The following is a 21022-nucleotide window of genomic DNA, read 5'->3' as shown; positions in this document are numbered from 1 at the left end:
AAAGTTTGTTAAAAACCGATTGAGTTACCACCATCAACCGGTAAACAAACACCTGTAATAAAGTCTGATGCATCGGATGCCAGAAATGCAGCTGCTTTAGCAATATCTTCAGGCATGCCGAATTTTCCGGCGGGTGTACGTGCTAATATCTTAGCTTCCCGTGCAGGATCCTTGTCCATTATGGCGCGGAACATTTTCGATTCGATAAAACCGGGGGCAATGGAATTGAATCGGATTCCGTGGTGAGAGTATTCGGTAGCTAAAGTTCGGGTTAAGCCTAATAATGCAGTTTTTGAGCTACTGTAGGCAACAACCTGGCTTATTCCGTATAAAGCGGCCATGGAACTAATGTTAATAACCGAGCCTTTCCCTCTTGAGATCATTGGTTTTACCGCTGCACGTGTCAATGCGAACAAGCTGGTTAAGTTGGTATCAATCACAGCGGCAAATTCCTCGTCAGTTGTTTCGAATGATGGTTTTTTACAATGTCTTCCGGCATTGTTTACCAATATTTCCAATGGGCCAATATTCTTTTCAATATCGTTAATAAGCTCCTCGTGTTTGTCTTTTTGCGTTACATCGTTTACATAGGTAAAACAATTTTCTCCCAACTCAGCTTTTACATCGTCCAGGCTGTCCTTGTTTAAATCGGTAATGGCTACTTTCGCTCCCAGGTTTATGAATTGTCTTGCAATTCCCAATCCAATACCTGCGGCAGCTCCGGTTACAAGGGCCACTTTTCCTCTTAAATCAACTAAATTTTCCATCTTATTGTATCCTTTCTAAAAATCATTAATTACAAATCAAAATATGCTTCTGCATTGTTGTAACAAATGCCCTGAACAATCTCACCCAATAGTTCCATATCTTTGGGTAGCTCCCCATTTTTAACGTCTTCTCCGATTAGATTGCAAAGAATTCGTCTAAAATATTCGTGACGTGAGAAGGACAAGAAACTGCGTGAATCGGTTAGCATTCCTACAAAACGACTTAATAGTCCCTGGTTTGAGAGGGCATTTATTTGTTTCTCCATACCATCCTTTTGATCAAGAAACCACCAGCCTGAACCAAATTGCATTTTGCCAGGTACCGAACCATCCTGGAAATTTCCAATCATCGATGCAACCATTTCGTTATCGCGTGGATTCAGGTTATAAATGATTGTCTTGGTCAGTTTCCCCTGTTCTTCCAGGCGATTTAAAAACAATCCCATGGAATGTGCATAATTAAAATCGGCAATGGAATCGAAACCACATGCTTGTCCTACATTTTGTACACCCTTGGTATTAACATCGCGTAAGGCACCCACATGAAATTGTTGTACCCAACCTTTTTCGTGGTTCCAAACGGCCAGTTCAAACAACATGGCCGACATAAACTTAGCCTGTTCTTTTCTATTGAGTTCTTTACCTCCCCGAATGGTATTGAAGATAATTTCCAGTTCTTTCTCTCCTACTTCTTCAACCGGGAAAGGGAATTCCAGACCATGATCTGACACCCGGCATCCGTTCCTGTGAAAGTATTCATGTCTTTGCTTCAGTGCATTTATGAAATCCTCAAAATGAATTATATCGACTGCCGTTGCTTCTGCCAGCTTATCCACATATGCATTAAAACCGCCTGCATTTCTTACATCCAGGGCCTTATCGGGACGCCATGCAGGCTTTACAGCAATGGTACAATCTGATTTAGTAAAAGCTTGATGCCACGCCAGGGAATCAACCGGATCATCGGTGGTGCATACCTTTACCACATTAAATTTTTGGAGTATGGCTTGCACACTTAATTCACCGGAGCTTAACTGTTCAGAGGCATTGTCATAAATTCTTCGTGCCGATCTGGGATTTAGAATTTCTTTAATTCCAAACGGCTTTACCAATTCCAGATGCGTCCAATGGTACAAAGGATTTCGCACCGTATAAGGAACCGTTTTTGACCAGCTCTCAAACTTCTCCCAGTCTGATGCTGCTCCGGTTATATACTTTTCTCCTATCCCATTTGTACGCATGGCCCGCCATTTATAATGGTCGCCATAGAGCCAGGCTTGGGTTAGATTTTTGTAGACTCTGTCCTGTGCTATTTCCTGGGCTGGCAAATGACAATGATAGTCTATAATTGGCATTGGTGCAGCATAATCGTGATAAAGCTCACGAGCCACATCGCTTTGCATGAGAAAATCAGGATGAATGATTGGATTTTCCATGTCTACATTATTCCGAATTTTGCAAATGCATCAACCGTACTCATTCCTTCTTCCAGCGCGTTTTTTACCAGTTTTTCGCCGCGAGCTTTTTCAATGGCACCTTCAAAGGCTTCCTTTTCAATTTCTTTTGGCACAATAAGAACACCATCCCTGTCTCCAAAAACAATATCGCCAGGATTAACCCTTATTCCATTAAATTCAATGGGTACGTTATAATCAATTACTTTTCCTCTTGGCCCCTGGTCTTGTGCATACGTGCCTATGGAGAATGTGGGAAAGTTAAGCTCTTCAATTTCATTTGTATCACGCGAATATCCATCAACAACGGCTCCGGCTGCTCCCAATTTTATTGCACGAGTACTCATAAGTCCACCCCATAGTGCATAACGGGGTGAAGAACCGGAACAAATGTAAACCTCGTCCTCCTTCAAACAATCCAGGGCTTCAAACATGATCCCGAATGGCTTTTTCATCATCGGGTTATTGGTTGTTTCTGCTTCTTCCAGAAAAACATCTGCTTCTAAAACCGGCATAGCTCTTCCAATTACGACCATTCCCTTTGTGATTGGCTTTACATCGGGAGCAACAAATTGATGTAAGTATCCCAACTTGTCCAACACATCGCCAACTAAAGCTGTAAACAGCTCTTCTCGAGCTATTTTAAAAAGTTCTTTATCGTTACTCCACATTATTTTTAATTTAAGAATCGCAGCAAATTTAGAGAGGATGAATGAAATTCTATTTCACAATAGAAACAACTTATAATACTATTCATGCACAATACTGGTTATTTGTTATAAATATTTGTCATATTTGTACATGTCGTCAATCCTAATAAATACCATTCCCCAACAAAAATTTCTTTATACAGTAAAAACGTACAAGGAGAAAGTATTCCATTTACCTTTTCACAGGCATGACAGGTATGAACTGACCTACATAATTAGAGGAAAAGGAACACGCATTATAGGCGATACTATAAAAGAATATAAAAGTGGTGATATTGTTTTAATGGCTCCCAATATCCCCCACCATTGGCAATCGGAATGGACCGGTGATAAATCGGTTGCCGCTATTACAGTTTTTTTTAGTGAAGATTTTCCCAGTCCTGACTTCAAATTACTTTCTGAATTTGATAATATAACAGAATTATTAAAAACATCGAGATTTGGAATTGAATTGAAAGGTGAACTAAGAAAAAAAATTCAGCGTAAATTAATGAAACTTACGAATGGTCACACGTTAAATCAAATTATAAATATCATCAATATTCTTAGTTCAATTGCAAAATCTAAAGAGTACATTATTCTAATGGACAGAGGCTTTTCCAGTCCTAAGCATGGTGATTTGGACCGAATAACTGAATTAGTAAAATATATTCAAGAAAATATCACACGGAAAATAACAATTGATGACCTTGCAAACAAGGTACATATGCATACCGGAAGTGTAAATCGTTTTTTTAAACAAGCAACCGGATTTTCTCTTATCGAATACATTAACCTCATGCGCATTGGTATGGCTTGTGAATTACTTACAGGTACTGAAAAAAAAACGGCAGATATTGCTTTCGAATGTGGCTTTAATAATTTGTCTCATTTTAACCGGACATTTAAACGTGTTAAAAATACTACCCCTAAAGAATTTCGGTCACAGGTTATGTAAGCTACTACCTTAACTCATTTTGAATCATTGAAACAAAAAAACTTTCCATAAATCTTCATGTTTCATGGAAATTTCCCAAAGGCAGTGCCCTAAATGAAGTTACTCCCACATCAGTATCACATCCTTCTTCCGATGTTTAGGGAAAACTTCCAGTTCCTCAATCTTGCCATTTTTCACTCTATGGAATCGCCAGGGTCCACCTTCGGAATGTAATCCCAGTTCTTCATCAGTTTGAGCATTAAGGAGACTGAAACCAAACAGCAAGAAGGCAGATATCAAGAGCTTTACAGCAATGTGTGGTCCCGAATAGTTTTATTTAACTGGCATAGCTGTTCTTATTTTTAGTTTATCGATTCGGTACTCGTCCTTATATAGTCCCATCTTATCGAAGGGCACAGGCTTAAACCCTCGGATTTTTTTGAATACTTCTGAATCGGGTTTAAGGTTAAAATCCTCATTCTCATAATCCACAAAACCCGGATCTTCATCCGTTCTGAAATTATTTACATCTTCACATTGGGCATGCTCTCCACCTGCGAGGTGCAGTGGGTGCTCAGCCCCACCAATGATCAGGTTTCCTGAAAGTACATTTCGTCTTGAACGCATTCCTTCCCACTGCTTCCCTTCAACAATAAGATCGAGGTAATTGAGTAATCCGGGATACCTGTCGGAATAGGGACTTTCATAAATGTTCACGTTTTCTGTCAAACGTCTTCGTAAGAGCCCGTCTTCTCCAAACATATTTTTTGCACCACCTTTGTACCAGGTATAATAATGTGCTGAGAAATAAGCTGTGTAAGAAATGGGTTCTATCACAATGTTGTTTTTCATTTTCAGGTCCCATCCACTATTAGTAAATAAAACACCATGTTTTGTATTCATTTTATAAAATACATTTCCAAAAACCAGCACATCGGTACTTGAATCGTCGCAGTAGATTCCCATGTTCATTCTGTTTGGATTACCACAATGATGGAAATAATTATAGCGGATCACATTTCCCCTATCGCTTGGATCTCTGCCAATGTACCATGGTGATGTATCGTCAGAGTTTAATGTTACGTGATGAATGTTATTGTACTCGAAAAGATGGTCATTACCATGTACATAAATACCCTGCCATTCAGAATCGAATATCTCACAATGGGCTATGCGGTTTCCACATCCATCGATATTAATACCTGCCCAAAGAAATTTATTTCGTCGGTTATAACGGTATACCTTACAATTTTCAGCTGTATTATTACCCGGTATTAAGTTCCTTTTGCTTCCTCCGCTAAGGTATATACCACCACTGCCGGTATTGTATACATCACAACTTAAGATTTTATGATTAGCACCGGCTTTACGGTCCCATGAAGTGTATTTATAAATGTGCCCCTGGAGGTTACCAACCATCCTTGAAACCGGCACGCCTTCGTAGTCATCGTGGGTCACCATAGGAAAGGTTTGTTTGGCTCCCTGTCCCATAAAGATCCCGCTTGTTCCTACATTTCTTACCGTACATCCGGCAATGAGGTTATTTGAACCACGTTCTAAGTACACGCCTATTCCACGGCCCACTTCAATGGTTAAATCGCGAATGCTTACATAACTGGCACCTTCCAAACAAACAATCGGCTCTTCCAATATTGAAACCATTATTGAAGCATTTTCCATATCACCCGGAGGCCAGAAGTAAAGCATTCCAGCTTCCTTATCCACATACCATTCTCCCGGGCTATCCAGCTCCTCCAGAATGTTGTATGCCACATAATGACGAAAATCGCGGCCACTGCCCACGCCATACAGGGAAGGCATGGCCAGTTTTACTTGTTTCTTTTTGGTATCTATCGATTCCACCAGGATATTGTCATCGGCGTAACCGTACATAAATGAGCCCTGAAACCAAACATCATCCTGTCCGGCCCATTTGTCGTGTCTTGGGTCGGTGTATTCGAATACTCCCCCCCTGTTTGAGTAATCACGATTACGGGGAACAGAGCCTTTATCGATCACCTTGCCTATTTTGACGTATCCCTCATTGGGATAGCGCGCCAGCGTCATGGCTTCATTATTGAAAAAAACCTCAATCGGAGCATTTGTTACCGACATGGCATGACCGTATTGTTTTATCTCGCCAAAATCGGAAATGCCAAGTTGTTTCAGGTCTGCCTCCAAAACATTATTCCTGGCCTCTTTTGACAATCTTTTAAGAACTGAATTACTTTTGACCCTGGAAAATTGCTCTGAGGGAATTCTTTTCCCTCCGATAATGCTTACTTTTTCATCGGGATTTGCCCGCCAAATGATGGAAGCACCGGGCTTACCCGAATCGTTTTCATTCAATACCAGAGGTTCTTGCTGTTCATAGCTTCCTTTTCCTATCCAAATCGTAATACCTTCCGCGGAAATTACATTGATTGACTTGTAGTGCCGTATTAAGTTGCGCGCACCTTCAAGTGTTGCCACCGGCTTGTCTTTTGTCCCGGGATTCGTATCGTCACCATTAACTGCAACATATATTTCTTTGCGAAGGCGATTCGCTTGATTTTGGGCATTAAGTGTACCCAAACTTATCAGCAATATTGCCAGAAACAGATACTTCATATTGGTTAAATTTTAACAGCAAAGGCGCAATCCAGAATCTTTGCATCTCCGCACCTCAGCGGTTTATTATTCTTTTTTATTTCTTTTTAATAACAACAGCAAGTCCACTGTCTTTAATCAGTTTTCTTTCCAGAACAGAATCCTTGTTTACCTTAACCGTTGTGGTTTTAAATATATTCTTTTTCAAATCATCCGTGTCCTGATAGTAGATCTTTGCCTCGTAAGATGCATTCTCATCCAAAAATGAAAGCGGGATCTTTACTTCCCTGCCGGTATGTGCTGCCAGAGAGCCAACAAACCAATCGTCATTACTCTTGCGTGCAACAGTAGCATATGCTCCCATTTCACCTTCCAATACTTTGGTATCGTCCCAAACCACCTGTAAGTCGTCGTAAAAACTCAGGTCTTCGCTTTCGTCAATTACCTTTTCTGCTGATCCGGCGCCTCCTTTTTTCACAGGCGATCCTTCCGGTCGATCATACCAATAGATAAAATTCAACGGGCTATAAAGCATTATTGCTTTGGCCATTTGAGCGGATTTTCCGCCCATTTTTTGACTTACTCGTTCGGCCAGAAAACAGTTGGTATTGTCACCTGCTCCTGCAATCATTCTGGTAAACAAAGTATTTATGGAGTGCTCTACCGAAGGGCTTTCCTCGTCTCCCCTGATTCCTTCCAGAGTCATCAGGTTAGGATAGGTACGTTCGTAACCTGTTGGCCGGTACTGGTCGTGCACATCCACCATCATTTCATATTTTGCTGCTTTTCTAATGGCATCGTGTAACCAGTCTGTCCATTCTTGCGAACCAACATTTACAAAACCGTATTTGATTCCTTTAATGCCCCATGATTTAAATAAAGGCAGGATCTCATCCAGCTGTTTTTCCAAAGCTCTTCGGTTTACATACAAAAGAATCCCAACACCTTTGTTTTCGGCATACTTAACAGCATCAAGCAAATCAAGCGGACCCGGTGAACGACGTGGATCTACGGTAATGGTGGATGCATCCGATGCATCATCGTATTCGTTTCCATACCAACCCGCATCAAATTCAACGTATTCGATATTATGGCGTGCTGCAAAATCAATACAGGCATAAGCTCCTTTGGTCGTTAAGGTAACCTCTCTGATCACCTTGCCCGGCTTTATCCATGATGTATTTTCAATCTGGTTAGGCTCGTTGAGGTTTTGAATTAAATAATTGTTTTCGAGCAATTCCCCCGGACTACTTCCCACCATGACATACCTCCAGGGACTCTTATAATTGGCCTGTCTCAGATTTACCGTACCCGTTAAATCGATTTGAAGGCTATTCCCTTTGCCATTATTGATCCACTTCCCACGGGCATAATCCACCAGGGCAGCTTCTCCCAGAGCCAGAAATGTTGACTCATCTTGTTGGATCACCAGGGGTCTTTCTGCTGCTTTCTTTATGTCGCTGATTTTTATTTTTACAATGTGTCCCTGTGCTTTGTTAGTGGCCCAGGCAGAATGGTCACCGTTAAAATTAAACGTGGTTAATTCTTTTTGAATGATCCCGTCCTTTAAAGTTTCTGAATCGAACAAATAACGAAATGCAAAACCTTCGTCGTATAACCTGCACTCCAGCTTTACTTGTACATTTTCGGCATCCTTGTCCACAAGCGTCAGGATCATTTCATTGTAGTTATCCCGAATGGAACTTCTTTCACCATAAACAGGCTTCCACGATTCATCGGTCGAAGATCGCTCCACTTTTTCAATGGTGTATCCGTTCCCTACTACATCGCTCTCTAATGTAAACTTTCCGGCATCAGCCTGCAACAGGTTTTCATCATTCCTGGAAAGACCGATCTTAAGCTTTCCCTCTTCTACATACAGTTTGACCCTCAATTTCCCTGAAGGACTTTTCAATTCTGTGTTTCTATTCCCGCAGGCAAACAATGTTGACAACAGGAACAACATGAATAATAATTTAAATTGATTCATTTATCTCTATCTTTTTTATTCTCTATAAACTTGTCTATTATTCGATCGTTACGCTGGCTCCTTCAAAAGTTAGCTGCTACTAATCAATCAATCCTTTTAACAGATCAAAAGCAGTAGGATTTGCTTCCAAACGATTATTTAATTGTACCTGACAAATTCTGTACAGGCCTTTACCATGTTTCATTTCGGCAGCCGCAAAATATTCCCCTTTAATATCTTTCCAGGTGGTTTTACCTGTTCCCAAAATAGGCATCCAGCTTTTTTTTGCCACTATCATGGAATTCAAAAATGGTCTTACAGTGTTTTTAGATTGATCATACCAAAAATGAAAATCAAAGTCCTCATTGTTTTTTACCAATGAATGGCCCGTTTTAGGAGATACAAAATAATACTCGCCCATTATTGTTTTTTCAATCCCCACTTCACTATTACCCACTTTGTGTTTTCCTTCCGGTAGTTCAAGAAAAAGAAGGGTACTTCCATTTTCCACCAATTTATCCATTTGTGTTTTGTTCTCCAGGTAAAAAGAATGGTTTTCCACCACAATTGTTTGGGCTTCATCCATGGATTCGAGAACTACTGTGCCTATCTCGTTCAACAATTGTCGTACACGTCCATTATGAGAATCTGTGTATACTCCTTTTGCTGAGGGCTTCTGTGTTGGAAAAGCTTCCAGTTCAATCAATGATTCTGAGATTCCTTTGTCTTCTTCATTAAAAAGTGCCAGGCGCAGATCGTATTTTGTACGTTTTTTAACCTGTGGAAGGTCAAAATCTATGTAGCCCTGAAATTGTGATCCGTTTTTAATAAACTTAGGATCGGCCTGAGCTGAGTATATTACTTTACCATTTTTTTCTATCTGCCAGCGCAGTTCATATCCTTGAGGTATAGTGTTGGGATCGTTACAGATCCATGCCTCAACACTTGCTTTTTCTCCACCGTAATATTTGTAACGATCGGTACGCAAATTCACCATTACCGGAGCCAGCGCATCGCGATAGGCAAAGAAGGCTTTTTTGGGCGTACGGTCCACATCCATAATGGCTTTCATCCATCCGGCAGGCCAGGCATCAATAAACAGATGGATGGCAAAAGTAAGCATACGGTTATCACGGCGGAAGGCTTCGGTAACCAATCGTGTTGCCCAGGCCTGGTGGTCCTGACTGGCTTCGATCCAATCTTCCAGTTTATCTGGTGTTGGGTACCACATATAATGAAAACGGTGCGTTTGCGCTTTTGATACTTTATTCGGCATCCAGGCTTTGCTTTCATCTTGTGGCAACCAGCTTTCGGGCCAGTACTTTTTCATTACCTCATAACTATCGAAGGCTTCTGCTCCAAATTCGCCACAACCATATAACCAGCCCGGCTTTACCTTCATCCAATGCCCTTTGTGTAATTCTCCCAGACCTAAGCCATGCCCGTTGTACCAGGTATTGTAACAGTGATTATCCGGTAATCCGGGCGAAGGAGGATCGTAATCCCCATCACCGGCCTTTATCACGCGGTCGGGATTCCAGTGGTGTACCAATTGATCGCAGGCCTTGAACAACTTATAATAGTCTTCGGCATTGGGCATGTTTCGTTGCGGATGACCTTCGCCATTGGAGAAACGTTCGTTGATATAGGTTACCACCACATTGCTGGGGTGGTTGCGCACCAGGCGTTCCATTTCCCCTGCCTGTTTCACCGCTTCGTCCATAAGATGAGGACGTAAACTACCAAACAATGGCAAATCGGTTTGTAGCATCATTCCCAGTTGGTCGCAATACTCGTATATTTCGGGTTGAACCGGGCGTTGTGTCAAACGAATAAAGTTCATGTTACAGATCTTGGCCAGTAAAATGTCATCGATCAGTTGCTCCCAGTCTTTGTTCTTCACATCGTTCTGCAAAAAGCCCATGGTATTGGCGCCTCTTAAGCGGATCCGTTCTCCATTCAGATAAAAATGTCCTTTGGGCGTGTTTTTTGTATCCTGAGTAAACGTGCGCATTCCAAAACTGCTTGCCTGTTTATCCAGGAGATTTCCTTCTTCATCCTGAAGCTCAACTTGCAACTGGTACAACCAGGGTGTATCATTGTTCCATATTTTGGGAGACTTTACCGGAATTTTTACTTTAAAGAAGTTTACTCCATATCCAAGGTGTAACTTACTCTCCTGCCAGTCCTGTGGTTTTGCAAGGTCGCCCACACCGGGCACATAGGTTGTTGATGGTGTATATTTCAGGTTCTCAAATTCAGTGGCCTCAAAATTTTGACCGTATAAATTCAAGTCAAGTGTAATGTATTTAAAATCCGGATGGTAATTGTTGATCTCGAACCAAACTTCAGCGCTCTCCTCCTCTGGTAACGGACGAACAAAAATATCGTTAAAGTGTAGTGGGGCGCGCGATTCGATATAGCAATCCTGATAAATTCCCATTCCGGGCGGACAATGGTGCCATCCTCTTACGGGATCGTCCCATCCCAATCCGCTGGCTGCATAGATCTTATCTCCAATGCGTTTTTCTCCACCGCCATCAGGTGAGCCCAGTGTGCTAAAATCGTTTTTAACTTTTACCAGCAAGGTATTCGTGCCTTTTACTAAGTATTTTGTGATATCAAATTCGAAGGGAGCAAAAAATCCTGTGTGAGTTCCGGCAAGTGCACCGTTAACAAATACTTCTGCGATGTAATCTACACCCTTAAAACAAATAAACTGGTTTTCGTACTCCTGCATCTTTCCCGGCAACTCAAATTCCTTGTAATAGTAGGTTGTGGCTCTTCCTTCGGGTGGTCCGTAATGGGGAATCTGAACAGTTGTCCAGCTACCTTGGCCTTGAAGGGCTGATGCAAAATTTGTTCTGTCAGCTGCGGTCTCTTCTCTCCACTGAAACTCACTCAGCGGCAAACGTTCCCTAGTCTTTTCGATCTCTGGAGCATAGTTCTTCATAAAAGGGAGGAATTCCTTTCTCATTCTCGCCAGTTCTGCTTTTAATTCTTCTTCGGTATCCAGCTTCTCAATGGGAGAAAACCCTTTGTTTACCCTTTCCATTGCAAGAAGGTATTTCTCGGGTAAAACCGGAGGTAATTTGTCTTCCAGCAAATGCGTGCGTGTTGCCTGTACGCGGTTTCCTATTTGTGCAAAATGATCTTCTCCACCTTTTTTTTGTTGACCTAAGCTCGCCAAACCTGTAAAAAGAAGGAGTATACATACCAGCGATTTTATCTTTATTGCCATTCCTAATATTTTTTATTTCTATACTTAATAGTTTTACTATTCTTTCTGTGATCTATTTTTCCAAGAAACTAATCCGAAGTTTTTTCTATTCTTTTTGGTCTGGATTGACAGCAAGTAAAAATAATAACTACCTGTAGCAACAGCAGTATTTTACACAATATTCTTACCCGGGAAACAAGGTTTGTTTTCAAAACTAAAATTTCCTACTCAGTTAAAGTAGTTTCGAAAAAAAAGGGGGGGGGGAGAAATACTCCTCACCCCTTCATCTAACCAAACTAAATCTATCTATGCTTAAAAAACTATTCGTAACCTGGATTTTGTTCCAATACTGCGTCTTTGTTTGCTTCAATTTCACGCTGAGGGATTGGAAGTAACTCAAGGAAACCACCATCAGGATATGTTAAGTTTTGCACTTGAGTTGCATGGTGATACTTACGCAAGTATTCCTTCAACTTGCCCATTCTTAATAGTGTATTTACCCTAAATTCTTCACCATATAACTCTCTGGCACGTTCATCCAGAATTAAGTCTAAATCAACATCAGCAGCATCTACCGGATTTGCATTTGCACGTGACCTAACTACATTTATGTCAGCGGCAGCAAGTTCATTCCTACCATTTAGGTGGTGTGCTTCTGCTCTTAGAAGGTAGGTTTCAGCAACACGCATAAGATACACATCCTTCCATGTTCTTCCATTGTCGTGTTTTTGGCCCGAAGTTTTATCCACTTCTTGTCCATAATGAACTGCTTGGACAAACTTCATAAAGTATGGATATATAGACCTAAAGTAACTACTCCCCTGATCTATATAATCTTCTTTTTTAACCAACTGTCCATAATGATCACTTGCAGGATTGTTCCAATAAAAATCACGTTGAATATTGTACTTCGAGTTTCGGATATCTGTGTCCTTACTGTCTTTAAAGTTCCAAATATCTTCTGAGGCATATTTTGTAGGACGAATTACCCCTACCGGACGGCCCATTAAAGAGTCCATTAATAAATTTTGTACACCATCAGGAGCTTTTGCTCCCCAGCAGTATGGTCCCCACCATCTTTCGAATGTTAAAGGATAACCACTTCCTTCACCCAGGTAAACCAGGTTTGTATTCCAAATTGCTTCTTTATTCCCTTGACTTCTGTGAAAGTTTCCATCTCGGAATAAATCCCAATATACATCGCCCCATGGTTCTTGTTCTCCTTGATAGTCGTAACCATAGAAAGTAAAATCTTTGTACTTACCAAAACGTTCCGTCATTAATTCATAATTAGGATCATCAATTACTCCTGAAGCAGCTGTAACCGCTTCAGAATACTTACCCATAGCAATATATACTTCTGACAATAAATGATAGGCAGCACCTCTAGGTATTTGACCTCCTTTTATTTTGTCAACGGTTTTCATCCATTGTGTGGCAAAAGTAAGATCTTCAACACATTGTTCATATACTTCGCTTTGCGTTGAACGAACGTAATCAAACCTTGCCCCAGCAGTTTCTTCCAAGGTAATTGGAACTCCTCCCCACATATTAGCAAGAAAATGATAGGCAAAGGCTCTGATGAACTTAGCCTCTCCCACAATTTCATTTTTTTCTTCTTCTGAATTCCAAAAAACAACAGGATCATCGGCACGATTTATTATTGTATTTGCCCTAAAAATAAGGCTGTAATAGGTTCTCCACCATCCTAAAACTGTTTCGTCATCTGGTGTCATTGTATTCCACCTTATGGAATACCATAGTGCATCTTCTCCAAGACCTGAAACGGCAAGGTCAACATCCTGTCCAAAATGAACAAACTTTTGCCATTGATCGCTGCTACCAAAAATTGAACTGTGCATAGTAGAGTGCAAACTGGCCATTCCGGCTTCAAATCCCTCTTTTGTTGTAAATGAATTTTCAGGAGTTTGAAAATCCTTTGGTATTTCTGTTAATAAAGCATCTTCATCGCATGAAACGGCCACAAAGAATAGCAGAACACTAAATAATATATAATTTAACTTCTTCATGATTTACTAATTAAAATTTAATTGCTGTTGTAAAAATGAAACTCTGAAGAGAAGGAACAGCTGAATCATTAAGCCCTTGTCCTGTTTCCGGATCTAATCCAACCCAGTGCGGAGCATAGGTTGCCAAATTGTCGCCACTAACCGATAAGGTTAAACCTTTTATAAAAGATTTTGAGCTGATCCAATCGCTTGCATCATAGCTAACGGCTACTTTTTGCAGTTTAATAAAACTACGGTCGTAGTATTTTGTGCCTCTTACCGTTGCTTTACTGTTTTCATCAGGTCGCGGAAATTCCGCATCAGTATTATCCAATGCCCAGTAGTCATATACAACTTTATTTACATCTTCCCTATATGGAAACGGATCTCTTTGTGGCGTATTAGCTCCTGATAAGAACCAGTCGTTACCACCCCAAATGGAATATAGATATACCATTAGTGAGAAGTTTTTATATGTAAAATTGTTGTTTAAACTCCATCTGAAATTGGCCTTTGAATTACCAATATGCTGTCTGTCGTTTTCCGAAGTAATTTTATCATCGTACTCGCCATCTTCATTCGGAAGGTCTTCCAATTTGTAGGTTCCAGGATTCATTCCGGTTCTAATGGTTCCATTGTCAACATCTTCCTGTTGCCACATTCCAATTACACGGTAAGTATAAATCTGACCTAAACTCTTACCGATAAAGATATTGCTGGAAATCAGGTCGTCTTCAATTCCATCTCCATCATCATCTTCTCCGTAAATGGTAATAACTTTGTTTCGGTTTAGAGAAAATGCAAAATCAGAATTCCATTGAAAATCACCTTTTTGTACATTCACACTATGTAATTCAATTTCAATCCCCTTGTTTTCAATATCACCCAGGTTGTCTATAATACTAGATCCTCCGGTTATATAAGGTAAACTTAAACTAAATAACTGGTCGGTGGTGTTCGACTTGTACATATCAATTGCACCTGTTAAGCGATTATTTAACACACCAAAATTCAGCCCCAGGTTAAAACCAGTTGTTGTTTCCCAACTTAAGTCATTTAATGCAAAGCTTGTTATGCCTTGGGTAATACTGTATGTATCATCCCCTTCGTATAAGTATTTACCCGTACCAACTTTTGCTAAGGTACTATATGGGGTAATAGACTGGTTACCATTAGAACCATAAGAAGCTCTGATACCTAAATTATCTAAGAACGAAATATTTTCCATAAATGATTCTTTGGAAATATTCCAGTTTACCGCTACAGAAGGAAATACCCCCCATTTTTTGTTTTTACTAAAGGCCGAGAATCCATCGCGACGTACGGTTCCTGTAATCCCGTATTTTTCGTCGAAAGAATAGTTAACTCTAGCCATTTGTCCAATAGAACCTCTTTCTCCTCCACCGGTATCAATGGTTTGAACAACACCATTTCCCAGTTTATAATCGCGCAATACATCGTTATCAAACTGCGATGCTGAACCTCTAACAAATTCGTTATTATATTCTTCCCACGAATAAAGCAAGGTTGCACTAACACTGTGTCTATCTGCAAACAAACGATTATAGCTTAACATATTGTCAAACAACATATCTACATCTCGTCCAAAATATCTTGATCCTGTTGATTTTGCCAACAAACCTGTACGCGTATTTTTGTCCCAAAATTCATTTCTTTCCTGCCATCGCATAGACTTTGAATAGGTACTCGAGTAGGTTAATCCCTTTACCCATGGAACTTTTACAGTAGCTTTAACCACTGCATTTAGATTATGGCTGTGATCTACATCTGATGTTGCAATCATCCAAAAAGGACTTATATAAGATGTGGTTTGCTGAGGAAACTGAGTATAAGAACCATCTTCGTTATACACAGAAGCATATGGACTTATACCAACTGTAGAACTTTGGGCAGGTGATGACCCCGAGAAATCGCGAAAACTATACATGGTATTAATACTAAGATTTAACCAGTCTGTTAAATCGTTACTCATATTAATTCTTCCTGTAAAGTTTTTATACTTATCGTTAATAATTACCCCTTGTTGGTCTGTTAACGAAGTAGAAATATAGTAGCTACTGTTTTCAGTTCTGTTTGCAACACTAAAGTTGGCCTTCTTGTTAAATCCATTCTGACGAATCAAGCTGTATGGATCCGCCACGGTTGGCTTGTGGTCCGGAGTTGCCAAATAGTTGTCTCTCTCAACCTGATTCGCGAAATAATCAGCTACTTTGGAAGGATCAGCTTCGTCACCTCTTAATGCACGAATGTCTAGCATTCTTTTAATGTAACCTTCTGCATCATATACTTCCAAAGGTTTCATCTCGTTTATAATACCATAACTAAGGTTAGCATTAAATTGTGGTTTCCCATTAATCCCCTTACCTTTTTTTGTAGTAATAATAATAACACCGTTCGCAGAACGTGCACCATATACAGCAGCTGCACTAGCGTCTTTTAGCACCGTGAAACTTTCAATGTCTTCATTGGCGATATCTCCAATAGATCCATTATATATGGCATTATCAACCACAATTAAAGGATTATTTCCAGCACTTACAGAATTCTGACCTCTTACTGACAGACTTGCAACTTGCCCGGCACGGTTTGTAGATCCTACATTTAATCCGGGAACGGATCCTTTTACAGTTTCCAGAATGTTGTTAACTGGAACAGTTCGTAATTCACCTAAATCAGCCACAGCAATTGAGCCTGTAACATCTTTTCTCTTACTTGTTCCATAACCAATGGCTACTACCTCTTCCAGACCAATAACATCAGAAGCTAAAGTTACATTAATACTTGTTTGGGTACCAACTTGAACCTCCTCTGTTTTCATACCTATAAATGTGAATACAAGAATAGCTTCTTCGCCTGGCACGTTAATACTGTATGTTCCGTCAGTATTTGTAATTGTACCATTGGTTGTACCTTTTACCATTACAGTAACTCCGGGTAACGGAATGTTGGATTCATCCTTTACACTTCCGGTTACACTTTTTTGTTGAGCATAAATCATATTCATTCCTGCAAACAGGAAAAGAAACAGAATTAAAACTCCTTTTTTTAAAGATTTTTCCATAAAAGATTTGGTTTAAAAATTAATTTTATCGAATGCAATATAGATGGAGAAATCGTTGGGGACTGTTACTTTTCCAGGCTTGATTAAGACTATATCGGGACATGTAACACTAAATCGAAATATTGTGTTCCTTTTTCGGAAGCATGGTAAAAAGTAATTATTTCGATAATTTTACAGTACAAAATCAAATCGAATGACCAACAGAAAAAAGATAATATTGAGTGGTATAATCCTGCTGTTTTATCATTCAGTTTTTGCACAATTTCAATTTAAAAAGCTGACTACAGAAAATGGATTATCTATCGACAACATTGGTTGCATTGCACATGACAGCGGAGGCCTGCTTTATTTCGGAACCGATGCTTTAAATATTTACGATGGAAATTCGATTAAAGTATTAAATCCTTCAAACACAGAAGGATTTGGAACCCAAATTAAGTCAATAATTCCGGTCTCACCAACAAAAATGCTATTGGGGCTCGTCGACAAGGGACTGTTTCTCTATAATAAAGAGATAAATAAGATTCAAACAATACCTTTAAAATATAATTCAGATACCATAAATCTTCCGATACTTGCACTACATAACGACAATAAAGGCAAAATCTGGATAGGTACAGTCAAACAGGGGCTTTTCTCAATTAATGTAAACTCGCTACTTGAATATAAAACCAATTCTGTAATTAATTGTATAAAATACAGCCACAGCGACAACCACGAAATTACCTCATTATGTTCTTCGGAAGAAAAAATTTTGGTGGGCACAAGATTTAACGGCCTGCTGGAATTACCGCTTACTAATACAAATAATCAAGTTTTAAAACAATCAAATATTCCTCTTTCATCGCAAGGCATTTGGGTTGTAAAGTTATTTAACAACTCACTTTTTATTGGAACTGAGAATGGACTTAATATTTATGATTTGAGAAATAATACGCATAATATTTATTTCAGGAAACCAATTACACCCACCTTATCCAACAATATTATTAGGGCAATTTGCAAAGATAAATCAGGAACGTATTGGATAGGAACTCAGGAAGATGGCCTGTATTCTTTAAAATTCACAAACCATGTACCGGAGATCAATCATTATAAAAACATTCCTACCAATTCTAATACCCTGAATGTAAATAAGATTCTTGCATTACACATTGGTAAACAAAACAATTTGTGGATAGGTACCTGGAACGGGGGAGTAAATGTATTAAATTTTGAGGCCCAGCAATTTATTAATATCCGCAACAAAGGAAAAGAAAATGATTTGTCGGAAAACATGATATGGTCGATTATATACAAAGAAACAGGAAAATATTTGATTGGCACCCATGGCAGTGGAATATGTTCCTATGAATCAGAACAACGAACCTTTAAAGAGGAATTCCATTCTCAAACAATTAATTCGGTTGCAAACCTGCTTTTAGATAAAAAAAACAAAATACTCTGGACCGGCACATGGGGCAAAGGATTAAAGGCCTTCTCTTATCCTGAAATGATCCCGATACTTGGCAACATACTTGACACAGCTCTTTTTAGCAACGACAGGGTTTACCCAATGGTAATAGATAAAAATGGAATATTATGGATTGGTACGGTAACTCACGGTATTTTTAGTATCAACTTAAATAATCCGAAAAATCCTGTTAAGTTTTTTCGAATTAACAACTCCAATTCGGCTAATAATAAAGGAGAAAATGCCGAAGTACGATCTATTATTTTAGACAAAAATAATACACTATGGATTGGCAGTATAAAACATGGTCTTTTTAAGGCAACCGCTGATAACAATGGAAATATTACCAACATAAAGCCTATTTATAAGATCGTTGAAACAAACGAGGAATATGCACCTGTTCGTGGTATGTATTTACGAGATAATGGTGATTTATGGATTGGACAGGAAAATGGGAAAATTAAAATTTACAATATACATTCAGAATCTTGTAAAACTTTCTCAAATTCAACAAAGTATATTACGCAATGTTTTACCGAAGATAAAGATGGAAACATATGGTTAGGCACCTATACCGGTTTAATTAAATTTAATCAGAAAACAAAAGAACAGCGAATTTACCTCCCGGAAAACTGTTTTTACACCTTATTTTTTGATAAAGAATCTAATATTTTATTAGCAGGTTCCAATAAAGGAATCTTCACGTTCACCCCAAATCAACTGAAACAAGATCCATATTATCCTGAAATAATTTTCTCGGATCTAAAAGTATTTAATAAACCTGTTTTACCGGACGAAAAAATAAATGGAAAAGTATTACTAAAGAAATCAATTAACTATACGAACCAGATTTCGTTACCATATTCTTTAAATGTGTTTACAATAGATATCACTGCATTATCTTTTACATCGCAAGATGCTAACCTAATTTGTTATCAACTGGAAAATTTTGATGAATCGTGGAATAAACAAACAGGAGCGGCAATTTCCGTTAGCTACACTAATCTTTCGCCCGGAGAATATATTTTTAAAGTAAAGGCTGCCAATAAGGATAATGTTTGGAATCCGGAAATGCGACAAATTACCATTCAAATACTACCTCCCTGGTGGAGAACCTATTATGCTTATGGTGCATACTTACTTATTATTTTCATAATTAGCTATTTAGTGATTCGATTTATAAAATGGAGACTAAAAATCAGTCAGGAAGTAAAAGTTGAGAAAATAAAACAGGAGCAAAGTGAGAAACTCAATGATTTGAAGCTTTCGTTCTTTACCAATATATCCCATGAATTTAGAACACCCTTAACATTGATTATTGGTCCTCTTGAGGAGATCTTAAGAAAAGAAAATCGAGATTCAAAACTTCACAGACAGCTGAGCATGATGCAAAAAAATGCAACCATGCTGCTTGAACTGGTAAATGAATTACTGGATTTCAGAAAAGCAGAGAAAGAAAAAATCAATCTCAATGTAAGTCGTGTTAATTTAAACGATTATATTCTTCAGACAATTGGGCAGTTTGAAGGTAAAGCCGATCAGAAGAAAATTGCGATGGAGTTCCTTTCCAGGAAACAGAACATTGAACTTTGGGCCGATCAGAATCTGTTGCAAAAGATCATCTTTAACCTGCTTTCCAATGCTATAAAATACACACCTGAAAGTGGGATCGTGAAAGTAGCCATTGACGACAATGGGGGGCATATCCAAATCAGCATATCCGATAGTGGCCCGGGTATTGATAAAAAAGACCTGCCTCAAATATTTGAACGCTTCTATCAATCAAGAACCTCAAATAAAGAAGGTTCTGGCATTGGACTTTCATTGGTAAAAAAACTGGTTGAAATCCAAAAGGGTACAATCGAGGTGGACAGTAAGTTAGGGAAAGGCAGCGAATTCATTATTCAATTCAAAAAAGGAAACAAGCATTTTTCTTCTTCAGAAATGGCCCTTAATGATACGAATGCGGAAGAATCAGCCAACGAAATGCCGTTTCTTGAAGATACAACTGAGACAATGGGTGAAAAGACGGCACAGGCATCAAAAGACCGACACAGGATATTGGTAATTGATGATAATGACGACATAAGAACCTACGTTAAGAATAGTCTGGCACAAGAGTACAAAATAATTGACTACAACAATGCAGGAGATGGATTAACTGAAGCCCAGAAGGGAAAAATCTCTTTGATAATATGCGATGTAATGATGCCGGGAATGGATGGGCTGGAGTTTTGCAACCACATTAAATCCGACCTCAAAACCTCTCACATACCTGTTATACTTTTAACGGCCAAAACTTCAACCGAGAACAAAATCGAAGGATACGAGAAAGGTGCCGATGGTTATATCACTAAACCATTTAGCATGGGCTTGCTAAGAACCCGAATTGCAAACCTGCTAGCACAACGAGAGAAGCTTCAATCGCATATCCAGGCTCTAAATTTTGAACCTTCTCAAATTGCCCCAACTTCGATTGACGAGCAGTTCCTCGAAAAAACCATAGAGACCATTGAGGCCAATATATCAAATCATGAATATTCGCTTGATGAACTTTCTTCAGCACTTGGATTGAGTCATGATAATTTTTACCGCAAGATCAAGAATCTTTCGGGCATGAGCGCTGCCCAATTCCTTAGGATGATCCGTTTAAAAAGAGCCAAGCAGATGCTTGAAAATACCGACTATACCGTTTCAGAAATATTGTACGAGGTGGGCTTTACCAATCCCTCCTATTTTGCAAAGTGTTTTAAACAGCAGTTTGGGGTCTCGCCAACGGAGATTAAGAAATGAAGCAAGGCACATATTATTCTTTTCCTACTTGGTGTGCCTGTCAAGTGAATTCGATTCTAC

Annotated in this window: 10 protein-coding genes; 2 read left to right on the top strand and 8 right to left on the bottom strand. The window is 39.2% G+C overall.

Going from position 1 to position 21022, the window contains the following annotated elements; translation table 11 throughout:
- Positions 1-8 precede the first annotated feature (8 nt).
- From D1614_RS00270 to D1614_RS00260, 3 genes are read right to left on the bottom strand one after another with little or no spacing between them, the layout of a single operon-like run.
- Positions 9-767, bottom strand: a complete 759-nt coding sequence (locus D1614_RS00270; protein WP_119435882.1) for an SDR family NAD(P)-dependent oxidoreductase — start codon at positions 765-767, stop codon at positions 9-11.
- Positions 768-796: 29 nt separating this feature from the next.
- Positions 797-2203, bottom strand: coding sequence for a glucuronate isomerase (gene uxaC / locus D1614_RS00265; protein ID WP_119435881.1), 1407 nt, complete (start codon positions 2201-2203; stop codon positions 797-799).
- Positions 2204-2205: 2 nt separating this feature from the next.
- Positions 2206-2892, bottom strand: coding sequence for an RraA family protein (locus D1614_RS00260; RefSeq protein ID WP_119435880.1), 687 nt, complete (start codon positions 2890-2892; stop codon positions 2206-2208).
- A 130-nt stretch (positions 2893-3022) separates the two neighbouring features.
- Here D1614_RS00260 and D1614_RS00255 point away from each other — a divergent pair, with 130 nt between their 5' ends.
- On the top strand, positions 3023-3868 hold the full coding sequence (locus D1614_RS00255; protein WP_119435879.1) for an AraC family transcriptional regulator: 846 nt from the start codon (positions 3023-3025) through the stop codon (positions 3866-3868).
- Positions 3869-4180: 312 nt separating this feature from the next.
- Here the strand turns inward: D1614_RS00255 and D1614_RS00250 are convergent, their stop codons facing one another.
- The 5 genes from D1614_RS00250 to D1614_RS00230 form a co-directional block, all read right to left on the bottom strand.
- Positions 4181-6457: a right-handed parallel beta-helix repeat-containing protein gene (locus D1614_RS00250; RefSeq protein ID WP_119435878.1), complete on the bottom strand. Its 2277-nt coding sequence runs from the start codon at positions 6455-6457 to the stop codon at positions 4181-4183.
- A gap of 76 nt (positions 6458-6533) precedes the next feature.
- A complete protein-coding gene (locus tag D1614_RS00245) occupies positions 6534-8426 on the bottom strand; it encodes a glycoside hydrolase family 97 protein (protein WP_119435877.1) in 1893 nt (630 codons plus the stop codon).
- Positions 8427-8505: 79 nt separating this feature from the next.
- A complete protein-coding gene (locus tag D1614_RS00240; RefSeq protein WP_119435876.1) occupies positions 8506-11646 on the bottom strand; it encodes a glycoside hydrolase family 2 protein in 3141 nt (1046 codons plus the stop codon).
- A 299-nt stretch (positions 11647-11945) separates the two neighbouring features.
- The gene (locus tag D1614_RS00235) at positions 11946-13655 is read right to left on the bottom strand and encodes a RagB/SusD family nutrient uptake outer membrane protein (protein WP_119435875.1); all 1710 of its coding nucleotides are present in this window, start codon (positions 13653-13655) and stop codon (positions 11946-11948) included.
- A 10-nt stretch (positions 13656-13665) separates the two neighbouring features.
- Positions 13666-16716, bottom strand: coding sequence for a SusC/RagA family TonB-linked outer membrane protein (locus D1614_RS00230; RefSeq protein WP_119435874.1), 3051 nt, complete (start codon positions 16714-16716; stop codon positions 13666-13668).
- Positions 16717-16909: 193 nt separating this feature from the next.
- Between D1614_RS00230 and D1614_RS00225 the strand changes: the two genes are divergently transcribed.
- Positions 16910-20962 carry a hybrid sensor histidine kinase/response regulator transcription factor gene (locus tag D1614_RS00225; RefSeq protein WP_119435873.1) on the top strand — a complete coding sequence of 1351 codons (4053 nt, stop codon included), beginning with the start codon at positions 16910-16912 and terminating at the stop codon, positions 20960-20962.
- Positions 20963-21022: the final 60 nt, after the last annotated feature.

This window comes from Maribellus luteus (assembly GCF_003576475.1).
Taxonomy (GTDB): domain Bacteria; phylum Bacteroidota; class Bacteroidia; order Bacteroidales; family Prolixibacteraceae; genus Draconibacterium; species Draconibacterium luteum.
This window is presented reverse-complemented; position numbering and strand designations above follow the sequence as displayed.

Bases quoted from the DNA above. Each gene is read 5' to 3' on its own strand.
- D1614_RS00255 (WP_119435879.1), top strand. From the start codon at position 3,023: ATGTCGTCAATCCTAATAAATACCATTCCCCAACAAAAATTTCTTTAT.
- D1614_RS00270 (WP_119435882.1), bottom strand. From the start codon at position 767: ATGGAAAATTTAGTTGATTTAAGAGGAAAAGTGGCCCTTGTAACCGGA.
- D1614_RS00225 (WP_119435873.1), top strand. From the start codon at position 16,910: ATGACCAACAGAAAAAAGATAATATTGAGTGGTATAATCCTGCTGTTT.
- D1614_RS00250 (WP_119435878.1), bottom strand. From the start codon at position 6,457: ATGAAGTATCTGTTTCTGGCAATATTGCTGATAAGTTTGGGTACACTT.
- D1614_RS00260 (WP_119435880.1), bottom strand. From the start codon at position 2,892: ATGTGGAGTAACGATAAAGAACTTTTTAAAATAGCTCGAGAAGAGCTG.
- uxaC (WP_119435881.1), bottom strand. From the start codon at position 2,203: ATGGAAAATCCAATCATTCATCCTGATTTTCTCATGCAAAGCGATGTG.
- D1614_RS00230 (WP_119435874.1), bottom strand. From the start codon at position 16,716: ATGGAAAAATCTTTAAAAAAAGGAGTTTTAATTCTGTTTCTTTTCCTG.
- D1614_RS00240 (WP_119435876.1), bottom strand. From the start codon at position 11,646: ATGGCAATAAAGATAAAATCGCTGGTATGTATACTCCTTCTTTTTACA.
- D1614_RS00245 (WP_119435877.1), bottom strand. From the start codon at position 8,426: ATGAATCAATTTAAATTATTATTCATGTTGTTCCTGTTGTCAACATTG.
- D1614_RS00235 (WP_119435875.1), bottom strand. From the start codon at position 13,655: ATGAAGAAGTTAAATTATATATTATTTAGTGTTCTGCTATTCTTTGTG.